11 protein-coding genes are annotated in these 14,261 nt (G+C 74.7%); 6 read left to right on the forward strand and 5 right to left on the reverse strand.

Annotation, left to right across the window (positions count from 1 at the left end):
* Nucleotides 1-72: 72 nt before the first annotated feature.
* On the reverse strand, nucleotides 73-1,176 hold the full coding sequence (locus ABZY91_RS22995) for a glutamate--cysteine ligase (protein WP_355404904.1): 1,104 nt from the start codon (nucleotides 1,174-1,176) through the stop codon (nucleotides 73-75).
* A gap of 280 nt (nucleotides 1,177-1,456) precedes the next feature.
* Here ABZY91_RS22995 and ABZY91_RS23000 point away from each other — a divergent pair, with 280 nt between their 5' ends.
* The 3 genes from ABZY91_RS23000 to ABZY91_RS23010 all read left to right on the forward strand — a co-directional run bounded on the left by ABZY91_RS23000 (nucleotide 1,457) and on the right by ABZY91_RS23010 (nucleotide 7,856).
* Entirely contained in the window at nucleotides 1,457-3,421 is a 1,965-nt protein-coding gene (locus ABZY91_RS23000) for a transketolase (RefSeq protein WP_355404905.1), read from the forward strand.
* Nucleotides 3,422-3,513: 92 nt separating this feature from the next.
* Complete coding sequence (locus ABZY91_RS23005) at nucleotides 3,514-6,684, forward strand: AMP-binding protein (protein WP_355404907.1); 3,171 nt, start codon at nucleotides 3,514-3,516, stop codon at nucleotides 6,682-6,684.
* A 413-nt stretch (nucleotides 6,685-7,097) separates the two neighbouring features.
* Nucleotides 7,098-7,856: a DUF3152 domain-containing protein gene (locus ABZY91_RS23010; protein ID WP_355404909.1), complete on the forward strand. Its 759-nt coding sequence runs from the start codon at nucleotides 7,098-7,100 to the stop codon at nucleotides 7,854-7,856.
* 93 nt (nucleotides 7,857-7,949) lie between these two features.
* On the opposite strand, the gene ABZY91_RS23015 is transcribed toward ABZY91_RS23010, so the two are convergent.
* Nucleotides 7,950-8,363, reverse strand: coding sequence for a nuclear transport factor 2 family protein (locus ABZY91_RS23015; RefSeq protein WP_355404911.1), 414 nt, complete (start codon nucleotides 8,361-8,363; stop codon nucleotides 7,950-7,952).
* A gap of 88 nt (nucleotides 8,364-8,451) precedes the next feature.
* On the opposite strand from ABZY91_RS23015, the gene ABZY91_RS23020 reads away from it, so the two are divergent.
* The 3 genes from ABZY91_RS23020 (at nucleotide 8,452) to ABZY91_RS23030 (ending at nucleotide 10,833) form a co-directional block, all read left to right on the forward strand.
* Nucleotides 8,452-8,949 carry a MarR family winged helix-turn-helix transcriptional regulator gene (locus ABZY91_RS23020; RefSeq protein ID WP_355404913.1) on the forward strand — a complete coding sequence of 166 codons (498 nt, stop codon included), beginning with the start codon at nucleotides 8,452-8,454 and terminating at the stop codon, nucleotides 8,947-8,949.
* Nucleotides 8,950-9,331: 382 nt separating this feature from the next.
* Nucleotides 9,332-10,162 (forward strand): ricin-type beta-trefoil lectin domain protein, encoded by an 831-nt coding sequence (locus ABZY91_RS23025; protein ID WP_355404915.1) that lies wholly within the window; start codon nucleotides 9,332-9,334, stop codon nucleotides 10,160-10,162.
* 293 nt (nucleotides 10,163-10,455) lie between these two features.
* A complete protein-coding gene (locus ABZY91_RS23030; RefSeq protein WP_355404917.1) occupies nucleotides 10,456-10,833 on the forward strand; it encodes a hypothetical protein in 378 nt (125 codons plus the stop codon).
* 195 nt (nucleotides 10,834-11,028) lie between these two features.
* Here the strand turns inward: ABZY91_RS23030 and ABZY91_RS23035 are convergent, their stop codons facing one another.
* The 3 genes from ABZY91_RS23035 to ABZY91_RS23045 all read right to left on the reverse strand — a co-directional run bounded on the left by ABZY91_RS23035 (nucleotide 11,029) and on the right by ABZY91_RS23045 (nucleotide 14,144).
* On the reverse strand, nucleotides 11,029-11,595 hold the full coding sequence (locus tag ABZY91_RS23035) for a GNAT family protein (protein ID WP_355404936.1): 567 nt from the start codon (nucleotides 11,593-11,595) through the stop codon (nucleotides 11,029-11,031).
* Nucleotides 11,596-11,599: 4 nt separating this feature from the next.
* Entirely contained in the window at nucleotides 11,600-11,932 is a 333-nt protein-coding gene (locus tag ABZY91_RS23040) for a lasso peptide biosynthesis B2 protein (RefSeq protein ID WP_355404919.1), read from the reverse strand.
* Nucleotides 11,933-12,323: 391 nt separating this feature from the next.
* Entirely contained in the window at nucleotides 12,324-14,144 is a 1,821-nt protein-coding gene (locus ABZY91_RS23045) for an albusnodin/ikarugamycin family macrolactam cyclase (protein ID WP_355404921.1), read from the reverse strand.
* Nucleotides 14,145-14,261 lie beyond the last annotated feature (117 nt).

Here is a 14,261-nt window from a genome sequence, read left to right on the forward strand (position 1 = left end):
CACACCCGGGGACCGCCCGCGCGGCGTAAGGCCCGGCCCGGCGCGGTCGTCGGGCCGGGCCTCGCACCGCGGTCAGGGCGCGGGGACGAGGGTGGAGCCGACGAGGTGTTCGGCCAGGCCGGTCCGGCCCGCCTCGCGGTACCAGCGGCGCTGGCGGTCGGCGCCGTTCCCGTTCTGCCGGAACGCCTGCCACAGGTCGGACACCCGGTCGGTGTCGCCGGCGGCGTCGAGACCGGGGGCGATCCGGGCCCACAGCTCCTCGATCACGGCGGCGGTGGGGCGGGCGACGCCGTCCAGCGGGGAGATCAGGGCGCCGTGCAGGCCGGCGTGGGCGGCGTGCCAGGTGGCGGCGCGCACCAGCTCGTCGGGCGTCTCCGGACGCGGGCGCCCGGCCCGCTCGTCCAGGACCGCCGAGGTCACCAGGGCGCGGATCAGGCCGGCGAAGAGCTCGGCGTCCGCCACCGTCAGCTGGACGTCGGCCGCCCGCACCTCGACGGTGGGGTAGCGGGCGGAGAGGCGGGCGTGCCAGTACACCTGGCCCTCGTCGGTGATCGCCCCGGCGGTGAGCAGCGCGTCCACCCGGCGTCGGTGGTCGGCCGCGTCGCGGAAGAGCGGCGGCGGGCCGCTGACCGCCCACTGGTCGAACTGGACCGTGCGCCAGCTGGCGAAGTGGGTGTCGCGGTCGCGCCAGTACGGCGAGTTGGCGGCCATCGCGACCACGACCGGCAGCCAGGGGCGCAGCCGGACGAGGGCGCCGAGCCGCTCCTCCGGGTCGGGGACGCCGACGTGGACGTGCATGCCGTTGAGCATGAGGTCGTCCACCAGGGAGGGCGCCTGGCGGCGGGCCCGCCGGTAGCGGTCACCGTCGGTGACCGGGACGGGCCCGTCATGGCCGAACGGGGCAGCCCCGACGGGCACGACGCGGCAGCCGTTCCGCGCGGCCGCGGCGCTCAGTCCGGCGCGGATGCGGACCAGGTGGCGGGAGACCGCCGCGAGGTCCTCGCAGACCGGTGTGGCCGTCTCCACCTGCACCTGGAGCAGCTCGTGCTGGGCCTCGTCCGGCCGCAGCGCGGGCGCCAGGTCGGCGGCGGCCAGGACCTCGGCGGCGCGGGGGACGGGTGTCGCGTCCCGCGGGTCGATCAGTAGGTACTCTTCCTCGACTCCGAGTGTCAGCATGGCCTCCCGGCTACCCCGGCAGGCCGTTCCCACGCCGCGGACGGGCGGCGTCCCGAACCGGCGGGAGGCCGGCGGGAGGCCGGAGGGCGGGACGGACGCCCCGCAGGCGGGGTGGGTCCGCCCCCGGATCCGCCGGACGGCAGCCGTTTGGTGCTGCCGGGAGCGGTTAGGCGAGAGGCCGGCGCCCGGTTCCCGGAGGACTTCGCCGCCGGCCGCGAGGGCCGTCCCGGCGGGGCCGGTCCCCTGCCGTCCCGTCCCGAACGACCGAAGGAGCTCCCGCATGCACACGACCCAGGCGTCCCCGCTCGGCCCCGGCTCCGACCTGGCCGACCTCGGCGAACTCGCCCAGCAGCTCCGGGTGGACGCGGTCCGGGCCGGCACCGCCGCCGGCTCCGGGCACCCCACCTCGGCCCTGTCCGCCGCCGACCTGGTGGCCGTGCTGGCCGCCCGCCACCTGCGCTACGACTGGGAGGACCCGGCGAACCCGGGGAACGACCACTTCGTCCTCTCCAAGGGGCACGCCTCACCCCTGCTGTACGCGATGCTCCGGGCCGCCGGAGCGATCTCGGAGGACGAACTCCTGACCACCTACCGGCGCGCCGGGGCCCGCTTGCAGGGCCACCCGACGCCGGTGCTGCCCTGGGTGGACGTGGCCACCGGCTCGCTCGGCCAGGGGATCGGCTACGGGGTGGGGATCGCGCTGGCCGGCCGGGACCTCGAACACCGGCCGTACCACGTCTGGGTGCTGTGCGGGGACGGCGAGATGGCCGAGGGGTCGGTCTGGGAGGCCCTGGACGCGGCAGGGCGCCACCGGCTCGCCAACCTCACCGTGATCGTCGACGTCAACCGCCTCGGCCAGTCGGGCCCCACCGCACTGGGCCGGGACGTGGACGCCTACGCCCGGCGGATCGAGGCGTTCGGGTGCCGCGCCCTGGTCGTCGACGGCCACGACCCGGCCGCCGTGGACGAGGCGCTGCGGACCGCCGCCGACGGCCTGCAGCCGACCGTGGTGGTCGCCGGCACGGTGAAGGGCCGGGGCTTCGCCGAGGTGGAGGACGCCGAGGGGTGGCACGGCAAGCCCTTCCCCGAGGACATGGCCGCGCGGGCGGTCGAGGAACTGGGCGGGGTCCGCCACCTGAGGGTCCGCGGCCCGAGGCCGCCCGCCGCACCGGCCCCGATTCCGGCTCAGGCACCCGCCCCGGTCCCGGTTCCGGCTCAGGCTCAGACACCGGCCCCGGGCGCGACGCCCGCCCCGGTCGGCACCGGCCGCCCGGTGGAGCTGCCGGTCTTCGAGGTCGGCGACGAGGTGGCCACCCGGGCGGCGTACGGCCGGACCCTGGTCGCGCTCGGCGACGCCCGCCCGGAGGTGGTGGTCCTGGACGCCGAGGTCGGCAACTCCACCACCACCGAGGACTTCGCCGAGGCCCACCCGGACCGCTTCTTCCAGTCCTACATCGCCGAACAGCAGATGGTGGCCACCGCCGTCGGGATGGCCGTCCGCGGCTACCGGCCCTACGCCACCACCTTCGCCGCGTTCCTCACCCGGGCCCACGACTTCGTCCGGATGGCGGCCGTCTCCCGGGTGGACCTGGCGCTGTGCGGGACCCACTGCGGGGTGGAGATCGGCCCCGACGGCCCCTCCCAGATGGGGCTGGAGGACCTCGCGATGATGCGGGCCGTCCGGGGCTCCACCGTGCTGTACCCCGCCGACGCGACCTGCACCGCCGCTCTCACCGCCACCATGGCCGACCTGGACGGGATCTCCTACCTGCGCGCCACCAGGGGCGCCCACCCCGTCCTCTATCCCGAGGGCGAGACCTTTCCCGTCGGCGGATCCAAGAACCTGCGGGGCGGCGGGGAAGGGGACCGGGTGACCCTGCTCGGCGCCGGTGTCACCGTCCACGAGTGCCTGAAGGCCGCCGACCGGCTCGCCGAACTCGGCGTCGCGACCCGGGTGATCGACCTCTACTCGGTCAAACCGCTGGACGCCGCCGCCGTACGGCGCGCCGCCCAGCAGACCGGGGCCCTGGTCGTCGTCGAGGACCACCACCCCGAGGGCGGCCTCGGCGAGGCGGTGCTCACCGCGCTCGCCGGCGAACGGCACGGCCCGGCCGTCGCCCACCTGGCGGTCCGCACCCTGCCCGGCTCGGGCACCTCCGCCGAACTCCTCGCCGAAGCCGGCATCGACGCCGACGCCATCACCTCGGCGGCCCTCGACGTGACCGGTGCGAGGCGGACGGCCTGACCGACCGGCAGCCGGCGGCCGGTCAGGCCGCCGGCCCCACCCGGACCGGCCGGGCGTCCGCCGCCCGGACGACCCTGGCGGGCGGGACGGTCGTGCCGATACGGTCTGGACCAGCGCGTCCGGCCGATCGGCCGCCGTCCCCCCTGTCCTGGCCCTTTCCGGGAGTCGTCATCAACACCCGATCCACCGTCAGCACCCCGCTCACGCTCACCGATCTGCTGGACGACCGGGCCGCCAGGCACCCGGACCGCACCGCGCTGCTGGCTCCCGGCCGCCCGGCGCTCGACTACCGCGGGTGGCGGGAGCGGGCGGTCCGCGCCGCCCACGGGCTCGCCCGCGCGGGCGTCCGGCCGGGGGAGCGGGTCCTGCTGCTGTTCCCCAACAGCGCGTGGGACGAGTACGCGGTGGCGTTCCTCGCCGTGCACTACGCCGGTGCGGCGGGCGTGGTGGTCCGCGAGGACCTCGGACCGGACGACACCGCGCGGCTGGCGGCGGCGAGCGAGGTGCGCCGGGCGGTGGCCGGCACGGCGGACGACCCCCGGGCGGAAGCGGTCGGCGTCCCCTGCCTGCGGCTCGCGGCGCTGGAGGCGGCCGACGGCCCCGGCGAGCCGCCGCACCGGCCGGACCCGGAGGACCTCGCCCAGGTGATCGGCACCTCCGGAACCACCGGGGCGCCCAAGGGCGTCCACGCCGCCCACGCCAGCCTCACCGCCGGCCAGCGGCTCGACCCGCGCCCGCGCCCGTACGCGCACTCGGCGCACGCCGTCCAGGCCTTCCCGATCGGCACCAACGCGGCCCAGGTCGTCCTGGTCAACGCGCTCGTCGCCGCGCCCGCGACGATCTGCCTGCCGCGTTTCGACGCCGAGGAGTTCGGCCGGACCGTCGAGGAGTACCGGGCGGGCACCGTCTTCCTGGTGCCGTCCATGGCGGTCGAACTGCTCAACTCGGGCGTCGCCGCACGGCGTGACCTGAGCAGTGTCCTGCTGGTCAGCTCCTCCGCCGCCGCGCTCCCGGCCCCGGTCGCCGTCGCACTCCGCGAGGCGCTGCCCGGCGCCACCGTCGTCAACACCTACACCTCCGCCGAGGCCTCGCCGGCCCAGATATCCGCCGTCGTGGACGCCCGCCGACCTGGCTCGGTCGGACGCCCCGCCAACCCGGCCGACCTGCGGCTGCTCGACGCTGACGGGCGCCCGGTGGGGGCCGGCACCGTCGGCGAGGTCTGGCTGCGCCAGCCCGGCCCGCCGCGCGGGTACGTGGCCGGGCGCGCGGCGTCCGACGCGGTCTTCCGGGACGGCTGGGTGCGGATGGGCGACCTCGGCCGGCTGGACGCCGACGGCTACCTGTACCTGGTGGACCGCGAGAGCGACATCATCAAGTCCGGTGCGCTGAAGGTCTCCACGCTGCGGATCGAGGACGTGCTGCACGCCCACCCGCAGGTCGCCGACGCGGCGGCGCTGGGCGTCCCGCACGCCGTGATGGGCGCCGTGCCGGTCGCCGCCGTCGTGCCCGCCGCCGGCGGCCTGGACCTCGACGAGCTCCGGCTCTTCCTGAGTGCCCGGCTCGGCCGCGCCGAACTGCCGGTCCGGATCCTGGTCACCGACCGGCTGCCGCGCAACCCCAGCGGCAAGGTGGTCAAGCACGAACTGCGGGCCCGCTTCGAGGAACCGGCCGCCGACGACCCGGCCGCCCCCGGCACCCCGCCGGCCACCGACCGGGAGACCGCCCTGGCCGCCCTGTGGCGGAAGGTACTGGGCCGTCAGGTCCGCGCCGTGGAGGACGAGTTCTTCGCCCTCGGCGGGGACTCCTTCCGCGCCGTCCAGCTGGCCGCCGCGATCACCGCCGAGTTCGGCGTCGCCGCGAGCACCGCCCTCGTCTTCGAACGGCCCTCGCTCCGCGCCCAGGCGGCCTGGCTCGACGACGCCCCGGCGGCCGTGGACGACCGGGCCCCGGCCGCCGTGGCCGAGGTCTCCGCCTACCTCCGGGAGCTGCGCGCCCAGCCGCACGACGTGCCGCTCACCTCGCAGCAGGAGAACTTCCTGCGCTGGACGGCCGAGGCCGAGGGCCGCAACGTGGGTTCCGTCGCCGTGATGTTCCGGGTCACCGAGGCGCTGCGCACCGACCTGCTGGCCGAGGCGCTGCGCGAGGCCGTACGCCGTCACCCGGCGCTGCGCACGCGCTTCGTGCCGGTGCCGGACGCCGCGCAGCCGGGGGTGCGGCGCGCGGTGGTCGACGAGCAGCCGGAGGTGGACGTCGTCCTCGTCGACGCCCCGGGCGAGAGTGACGACGAGGTCTCGGCCCGGCTGGTCGCCGTCCGCGACCGGCTCACCGACATCGGCGAGGGGCCGATGGCCTGCCTCGCCGTCGTCAGCCGGGGCGAGGACGACCACGCCGTGCTGCTGGCCGTGCACCACATCGTCGCGGACGGCTGGTCGGTCGGTGTGCTGCTGCGCGAACTGGGCGTCCTGTACTCGGCGTTGCGGCGGGGCCGCCCGGCCCCCGCGCCCCGGTCCGGGCCGGAGTACGCCGAGCTGGTCGCCTGGTCCAACGCCCACTGGGCGGCCTCCCGGGCCCACTTCGCCCGGACGCTGGCCGGGGCGCCGGAGGCGGTGCACCCCTTCCCCGGCCGTGCGGACACCGAGACGGTGCTGAGCGCCGCGCACCGCTTCGCCGTCCCGGCGGCGCGCGCCGAGGCGCTGCGTGCGCGGGCGACGGAGGCGGGCGCGACGCCCTTCCAGGCGCTCGCGGCGGTCTGGCTGGGCCTGCTCGCCGAGCGCAGCGGTCAGACCGACCTGGTGCTGATGACTCCGGTGCCGGGCCGGACCAGGCCGGAGGCGGAGCGGGCGATCGGCTGCTTCGTCCAGTCGCTGCTGCTCCGGATCGACGCCTCGGGCGCGCCCGGCTTCGCCGAACTGCTCGCCCGCGTCCGGGACACCTCGACGGCGGCGCTGGACCACCAGCTGTACCCGTTCGCCGAGTTCAGCCCGCAGGCGCCGTTCGCGGCCTGGCTCCGCTACGAGAGCTGGAGCGCCCCGGCGCAGCTGCCGGGCCTGGCCTGTGACGCCTGGGAGGTCCCGCGCAGCGCGACCGTCCCCTACCCGATGCCGGGGGGCGACCGCCACGTGCCGGAGCTGGCGGCCACCGAGCAGCCCGACGGCAGCCTGGTCTGCTGGCTCCGCTACAACGAGCACGCCTTCGCTCCGGAGGCCGTGGAGGCGTTGGCCGTCGCGCTGGAGGCCCGCCTGGTGGAGGCCGCCGGAGTCTGAGCGCGCTGCCCGAGGGGGCTGTGGCGGGCTGCCCGTCGGGGCCCGGGGACGGTGCCCGTCCGGGCCGGGGTGCGGTGCCCGTCGGGGGCCGGGGTGCGGGCGTTCCGGAGCCGGCGCCCTGGACAGCGGGGGCCGGCGGGGGCGTTCCCGGAGGGTTCACCGCCGTCGGTTCCGGCAGGCAGGTCGGAGGGGTGGTCCACCTCGGCCGGTTAGCCTCTACGGGACCGTACATCCGTGCGATCCACGGAAGAGGAGTCTCGCGCCACCATGCTCACCCAGGACCCGGCCCGCCGCCGACCGGTCGGCACCGTCCCCCCGGCAGCCCCACCAGTACCGCCTGCCGGGCCCGTTCGGCCCGTCCGCGGGTCGACCGCCCGGCGGTCGCCCCGTCACCTCGTCGCGGGGAGCGGCCGATGAGGGGCCTCGCCGGACTCCGGCGCAACGGGGACTCGCCGTCGGACGGTGCGGACGGCCGCACCCGCCTCCCGAAGGCCCGCACGGGCGCGCTCGCCCTGGCGGTGACCGCGGCGCTGACGGCCGGCCTGCTCTGGTGGCATCCCTGGAAGCCGGCCGCCGCCGAGCGGGAGAAGCCGTTGTCGTCGGCGTTCACCACGGCCACCGGCGGCTCGAACCGCTTCGGCACGGGCGGGCAGCTCTACCGCTACAAGGTGCGGGCCGAGAACGGACTGAAGGAGAGCCCCGGACAGTTCGCCGCCGAGGTCGACGCCGTCCTCGGCGACGTCCGGCGCGGCTGGGCCGCGGACGGCACCCGGTCCTTCCAGCGGCTGGACGCCGACCCGGTCGACTTCACCGTCTACCTGGCTACGCCGGAGACCACGGACCGGATATGCGGCCAGTACGGGCTGGACACCGGCGGCTGGGTGAACTGCGGCGTGGGCCACCAGGTCGTCATCAACGTGACGCGCTGGCGGGAGCTCACCGAGTTCTACGCCGGGCAGCCCGAGCTGTACCACGCGCTCGCCGTCAACCACGAGGTCGGCCACGTCCTTGGCCTCGGCCACGTCGACTGCCCCGGGCCCGGCCAGCCGGCGCCGGTGATGATGCAGCAGATCAAGGGCCTGCACGGCTGCGTGCCCAACGGCTGGCCCTTCTCCGAGACCGGCACCCTGCTCACCGGCCCCCTCCTCCCGGCCGCCACCCCGGCGCCGTAGCGGGGCGGCCCCGCGCCGCCGCGGCCGTCTCCCCGCGCCGCGACCCCGGCCCCCGCCGACCCGCGTCGGAGGGGGCCTCGGGTCGGAGGGGGATCACCTCTCGTGCGTCCAGGCGACGGCGGTCCGCACCTCGCGGAGTCGCCAGCCCGCCGGCGTCCGCGCGGCGGTGCAGGCCAGCCGCAGGCCGCTCGACAGATGGGGCGGCCGGCCGCTGCGGTAGAAGTAGACGAGCGAGTTCGCCGTGGCGGCCGCCCGGTCGCCGTCGACGTCCACCAGCAGGTCCGTGGTCACGTGCTGGGTGTGTTCCCCCTCGACCTCGGCCTGCCGCATGAATCCGACGAGCCCGTCGAGGCCGTGTATCGCGCCCGAGCGCGGGGAGCGCCCCGTCACGTCGGCGGTGAAGACGGTGTCCGCCTCCTCCCACCGCTTCTCGTCGAGCAGGCGTGCGAAGCGGCTGAACAGGTCGGCGATCTCGATGCGGTCGGCGATCGGCGCGTTCGTGGACATGGCATCCCCTTTTGTTGGCGCGTCCAACATTGGCGCCGCCAACTGTACAGAGATCGATTGGCCGCGCCAACAATGTAGGGTGGCCGGCGTGGAAGAGACCCCCGCACACCTGACGGCGAAGCCGAGCTGGCTGCTCACCCAGGTGGCCGTGCACGCCCACCGGTTGGCGTCCGAAGGCTTCGGCGGGGTGGGCGCGCGCGGGTACCACTACCGGATCCTGGCCGCCCTGGACGAGTTCGGGGTGTCCAGCCAGGCCGAACTCGGCCGCCGGTCCAACATGGACCGCAGTGACGTCGTGGCCGCGATCAACGAACTGGCCGAACAGGGCTGCGTCGAGCGGACGCCGGACCCGGACGACCGGAGACGCAACAGGGTGCACCTCACCCCGGCGGGCCGCCGGCACCTGCGACGCCTGGACCGGGCACTGGACGCGGTGCAGGACGACCTCCTGGAACCGCTCTCGGCCGAGGACAGGCAGACCCTGACCGGCCTGCTCACCCGCCTGCTCGCCCACCACCAGCGGCCCTGGGGTCCGTCGTCGAACAGCCGGCCGTTCTCGCCCTCCGGGACCACCCCGAACAGCTGACCCCCGGCGGGCAGGCCCACCTCGTCGCAGTCCGGACCCTGCTCGAAGTGTGCGTTCCGGTCGCCGACGAGGGCGGACAAGGCTCCGGCCCGGCCGCCGGCTTCGCCGACCTCGGCACGTCCGCCACTCCCGGCGGCGTCCCGGTCACCCCGGCCGTTCCCGTCCCGGCCGGCGTTTCGCGCCGCCAGGCCGACCGACCGACCCGGGCGCGAACGGGCAGGGCCGTTCGGTGTTGGCCTCGGGGAAGAATTTCGAGAGGACACGTTGACGCCGGGCGGTCGATCCCTAAGGCTGGCCAGCGGCCCGGGGAATCTGTCGATCAGTCAACTCGACCGACAAGGTGTTGAGTTGGAAGTTCCCGCGGCCCGGAAGGGATCCTTCGATGCGTCGTGCCCCGACCCTGCTCGCGGCCCTCCTCCTGGCGGTGGCCGCCGCCCTCGCCGCGCCCTCGGCCGCCCTCGCCTCCGATCCCGGAGTGTCCGGAGCGCCCGCAGCGGCCGCCGCCGCGCCGGAGGCCCCCGCGGCCGCCGCCGCGCCGGAGGCCCCCGCGGCCTCCCCGGCCTCCGCGCCCGCCGGCTGTCGCACCTATGCCGTCATCGGCGAACCGAGGCAGTTCGGGGAGTGCACCGGAATCGACCCGCTCCAGACCTGGACGCTCCAGGCCCACTGCGCGTGGACCCTCAGCGGTCGAGTCTACGACTTCTACGCCAACAGCTCGGTGATCGTCGGCAACACCGCCACCTCCGTGGACTGCAGTCCGGGGCACTTCGTCGACGTGCGGATCCTCCTCGGGTACCGCCTGCCGCCGGAGGAGGCCGGTCCGGTCCTCCCGCCGGGCCCGATCACCGGACTCGCGGGCAAGTGCATGGAACTCCGGAACGGCAGTCCCGAGGACGGGACGAAGGTGCAGATCAGCGACTGCACCGGCGCGGCCGGCCAGATCTGGCGGCTGCCCGTCGGCGGAACCGTCAAGGCGCTGGGTAAGTGCATGGATGCGGTCGGCGGCGGTACGGCCAACGGCACCAAGGTGCAGCTCCTCCTCTGTAACGGCACCGCCGCCCAGCAGTGGTACCCGCTGCCGGACGGCCAGATCGTCAACCCGCAGTCCAACCGGTGCCTGACCGTCCCGGGCGCCGACCCGACCAACGGCAACCAGCTGGTGCTCCGGGACTGCACGGGCGGCGCCGGCCAGCACTGGGTCCTGCCCTCCTGACGGGTGTGCCGAGGGGGCCGGCCGCCTGGTTTCGACCGACGGATCCACCGGCTCCGCGACGTCGTCGGACGCTGCTTCGGCCGGTTGAACCACTGGCGCGGCCTGGCCACCCGCTCTGACAGGACCCGCGAGTCCTACCAGGCCGCCGTCACCATCTCCTCAGTCCTGCTCCGGACCCGACGGTTGAAGACGATCTTCAGGGATTGGCCGACCTTCCCGCCGGGCGGCGCCTGCCGGCCGCAGCCGCCGTGCTGCCCGGCGGTGTTGTCGTACCCCCTCGGTACGGTCGGTCCATGAGCGTCTCTCTCTACTACTCGGCCGACCGGGCGATGCCGCGGACGGATGCCGAAACCGCCACCGTCGAGCGCATCGTCGCCGCGCACACGTCGTCGTTCCCCTACCGGGACGAGGAGGGCCTCTCCCTGGACGACGACGGCACCGGGCCGGACGGGATCCTGGCCGGGTCCACGAAACTGCCGGGCGACCCGGGGCGGATGCTGCCGGTGATGGTCCACGTGCTGGGCGCCGTCACCGAGTTGCGCCGCGCGCTGCCCGGAGCGGAGTGGCGCGTGCACATGGACGACCTCGACGTCCCGTGGGACGAGCAGGACGGCTACGCCTTCCCCGGCATGCACGACGCGGATCTCGCAGCCGCCTTCGGCGACTTCTGAGGGGCGTCGGAGCCGTCCCTCAGGCGCCGGGGGTTCCCCTGCGCCTGAGGGGCGGAGAAAAGAACCGAGCGGTCACTGGGGGATGGGCGGCGGCCATGCCTCTTCCCGGCTGCCACCCCGCTCCCGTACCGGAGCGGTCCGAGCACCCCGCCGCGCAGACGGCTCGTCGATCGACGTGGCCAGCCTCCTCGGCGCTCAAGTCTCCTGACCGGTCAGGAGCGGAGTGATCGCGGAGGGGCCGACGAACTCGGCGGCGAGGGCGTCCATGATCACTTCGTCGCAGACCTGCCCGAGCCAGTACCCGGCCTCCCGCAGTGTTCCCGCCGTACGGAAGCCGGCCTTCTCGTAAGCCCGGATCGCGGGCTTGTTCGGGGCGAGGACCTTCAGCCAGACCATCCGCAGGTTGGTGATGAGGAACGCGTAGTCGAGGACGAGGCGGGTCGCCGCGGTGCCCAGCCCTCTCCCACGGGCCTCGGGAGCGAGCATCACCACGTACTCGGCGGTGCGGACGGACGGATCGGGCAACAGGGTGGCGACACCAGCCGGGACGGGGACGTCGTCGGCGAGGTGGTAGATCGTGAAGCGGACGTTGTCGCCGCGAAGTTGATGGGCGATGCCTTCGACGCGGGCCTCCAGCGATTCGGGCTGCTGACGGCCATAGGCGACGAGGAGGGCGGGGTCCTGCTCCCAGCCCCAGTAGGTCTCGACGAGGTCGGCCCGGTAGGGGCCGAGCCCGCAGGTGTCGTCGCGGACCCAGACAATCGGGTCATGGCTGGCGGTGATGGCGTGCTCCGAGGGTGAGGACCGGCGTGTAGGCACCGGTGGAGGACGGTTCGGCGACCGGTGCGCCGTCCTCAGTTTGCACCCATGCGTGCAGCCGTACAGGGTCGGCGGCGACACCGTGGCACCAGGTGACGGCGAGCCGCCGGGTGGCCAGCAGCAGCACGGTTGCGACGGACTCCTCCAAACAGGCCGTGCGGGCCGGGGAGTGCCATCCGGCGGCACGGACTGCGAGTACGGCTGCCTTCGCCTGTTCGGGGGTAGCCGCTAGGAGACAGGTTGACGCGGCCTGGTGAACGGCGCGGATGATGCGGAGCATCGCGGTCCGGGGGTCCCCGGCGGCTTTGACTGCAGCCACTGTCGCCAGCGCGCCTGCGCCGCCCAGTAGCGCTCGGAGCCGGACGGGACCTGGGCGGGTGGCTCCAGCGGGGTGCTCGACGCTTCCCCAGCTTGCCCGCGTGGCGGCGGCCCGGGTCACCGGCCACAGCCGGGCGGCGGAGGTGGGTTCGAGGAGTCCTGCGGCCAGGAGTTGGCTGGCGAGTCTGCCGGGCAACGGGGCAGGGCTGCCGATGCGCGCGGCCTCCCGGAAGCACCTGGCAGCATGGGGCAGCAGGCATTGGACGCGGCCGGTGCGGTAGTCGACGAGGACCAGGACGTGTCCGAAGTCGGTGGGGCGAACGTGGTGGGGTGGGGCGGCGAAGGCAGGCGGATCAGCCACGGGAATCCTTCCTGATGATGGCGTGGGTCCAGGCGACAACCGGGTCGCGATGGTGGGCCGTCAGCCACGCTTCGACGGTGAGGGCCTGTTCGAGGGTGGCGAGCGGCATGGGCAGGCCGGCGGACGCCTGGGCCAGATGGCGGCGGAACAGGGCGGGGTGGACGAGACCGAGGGCGGCGAGGTTGCCGTCGGCCAGGGCGGACAGGGCAGGGAGGTTGACACGCATCCCGGTGTAGTGATCGGCGTCGAAGCTGCCCTTGGTGGTGCGTTTCGCCGTCTCGGACGGCAGCAGGTGGGCCATGGCGCGAGCCAGGGTGGGCTTGTAGGCGTACAGCGGTGGGCGTCGGAGGAGTGGTGCGGTCAGCACCGCGTCCACCACGATCGGATCGAGGAACGGGTTGTGCAGGTCGACGTCGCAGACGGCGGCGAGCTGGGCATCGGAGGCGGCCGTACGAGCGACCTCGCGGATCTCGTCCACCAGAACCCGCACCGAGAAGTCCAGACCGGCCAACGGGTCGGCCTGGGCGGCGATTCGTCGGGCAGCCCGGGTGAGGAGTCCGGCGGCGCGCGGAGTGGCCCACGAAGGGAACGGCAGCAGTGAGAACCAAGTGGCTCGGCCGTGGTCGTCGCGGTCGGGCGCTCCGACCATGTCGGCGAGGGCGGTCAGTGCCTCTCGGCGGCTGGTGCGAGCGGTGAGGGCGGCGTCCCACAGCAGCGGGCCGACGGGGCTGTGCCGAAGCCGGGCCCAGCCGAACGCCTCGGTGACTGCTCGACGGCCTCGGCCTCGGCGGATCAGGTCGGCCAGGCGGATTGGGGGTTGGAACAGGACGCTGTCGCCGCCGTCGCCGGTCAGGTGGGTGCGGGTGCCCAACTTCGCGTGCATCCAATCCAGCTGGCCGGTCAGACGGGTGTGCGTGAGGGTCGAGGGTGCCGGTTCGTCGGTTGCCGGAACCTCGGTGATGGCGGTGTAGGGCAGATGCCGGTCCGTCAGCGGCAGCAGGCAGTGCGCGACGCGGTGTGTGTGGCGCGCCGCCGTCAGGCGGGCATGGTGGAGGTCGGCACCGCCGAGGTCGCCGTCCGGGTGGACGGTGACCGCATTCAAACGTCGGTCGGAAGGCTGGGCGGTGGCGGCGAGGACCGTGATGCTGGTGGAGTCCAGGCCACCGGACAGATCGCACGACAGCGCCGGGTCCGAGACGACCCGCAGCGTGACCGCGCGTTCCAAGGCGTCCTTGAGCCGAATGTCGGGCAGCATGTCGGGCACCGGGTCCGGCCGCCAGCGGGTGGTGAAGCGGAGGCCGGAGCCGTCGGCAGGCAGCTCGATCCGAGAGCCGGGCGGCAACTGCCGGACCCCGTCGAAGAAGGACCGGTTGCCCACCAAGGCAGGCACCGACGGCAGGAACACCGCGCACGCCAGCCGTTCGACGTCGATCGAGGCCTCGTTCAGGGAAGCCAGGAACCGCGCGGACGTGGACCAGGCCCAGCCCTCGTTCCATCGAGCCGCGTAGACCGGGCGGGCGGCTGCAGGGTCCGTGTGCACGACGACGTTGGTCGTGCCTTCCTCCACTACGACGTAGGCGCCGGGCCAACGCCACGCCACGTTGGCGGGTGGAGGGGTGCAGTTCAACCGGGACAGCTCGAACTCGCGGGCCCCGCAATGGCCGAGCACGAGCACCCTGTGGTGGCCGGTGGCGGCAAGTACGTGTGCTGGGTGGTCACCGATCCGCCAGGCCGACGATCCAGCCGCGAGCAGTTCGGCACCGACAGGAAGCGGGTGGGAGGCGGATGTGGTGCTGAACCCTCCGAAGAGCACGGTTCCTCCTTGGGAGAGCGGATGAGGGGGTGGTGGGGGGGGGGGGGGGGGGGGGGGGGGGCGCGCACGCCGACCGGGGGGTTTGTGTGGGGTGGAGGATCATGGTAAAGAGAGGAG

It is taken from the genome of Kitasatospora sp. NPDC002965 (genome assembly GCF_040611255.1).
Lineage (GTDB): Bacteria > Actinomycetota > Actinomycetes > Streptomycetales > Streptomycetaceae > Kitasatospora.

Bases quoted from the DNA above. Each gene is read 5' to 3' on its own strand.
- ABZY91_RS22995 (WP_355404904.1), bottom strand. From the start codon at position 1,176: ATGCTGACACTCGGAGTCGAGGAAGAGTACCTACTGATCGACCCGCGG.
- ABZY91_RS23000 (WP_355404905.1), top strand. From the start codon at position 1,457: ATGCACACGACCCAGGCGTCCCCGCTCGGCCCCGGCTCCGACCTGGCC.
- ABZY91_RS23010 (WP_355404909.1), top strand. From the start codon at position 7,098: ATGAGGGGCCTCGCCGGACTCCGGCGCAACGGGGACTCGCCGTCGGAC.
- ABZY91_RS23015 (WP_355404911.1), bottom strand. From the start codon at position 8,363: ATGTCCACGAACGCGCCGATCGCCGACCGCATCGAGATCGCCGACCTG.
- ABZY91_RS23025 (WP_355404915.1), top strand. From the start codon at position 9,332: ATGCGTCGTGCCCCGACCCTGCTCGCGGCCCTCCTCCTGGCGGTGGCC.
- ABZY91_RS23030 (WP_355404917.1), top strand. From the start codon at position 10,456: ATGAGCGTCTCTCTCTACTACTCGGCCGACCGGGCGATGCCGCGGACG.
- ABZY91_RS23040 (WP_355404919.1), bottom strand. From the start codon at position 11,932: ATGCTCCGCATCATCCGCGCCGTTCACCAGGCCGCGTCAACCTGTCTC.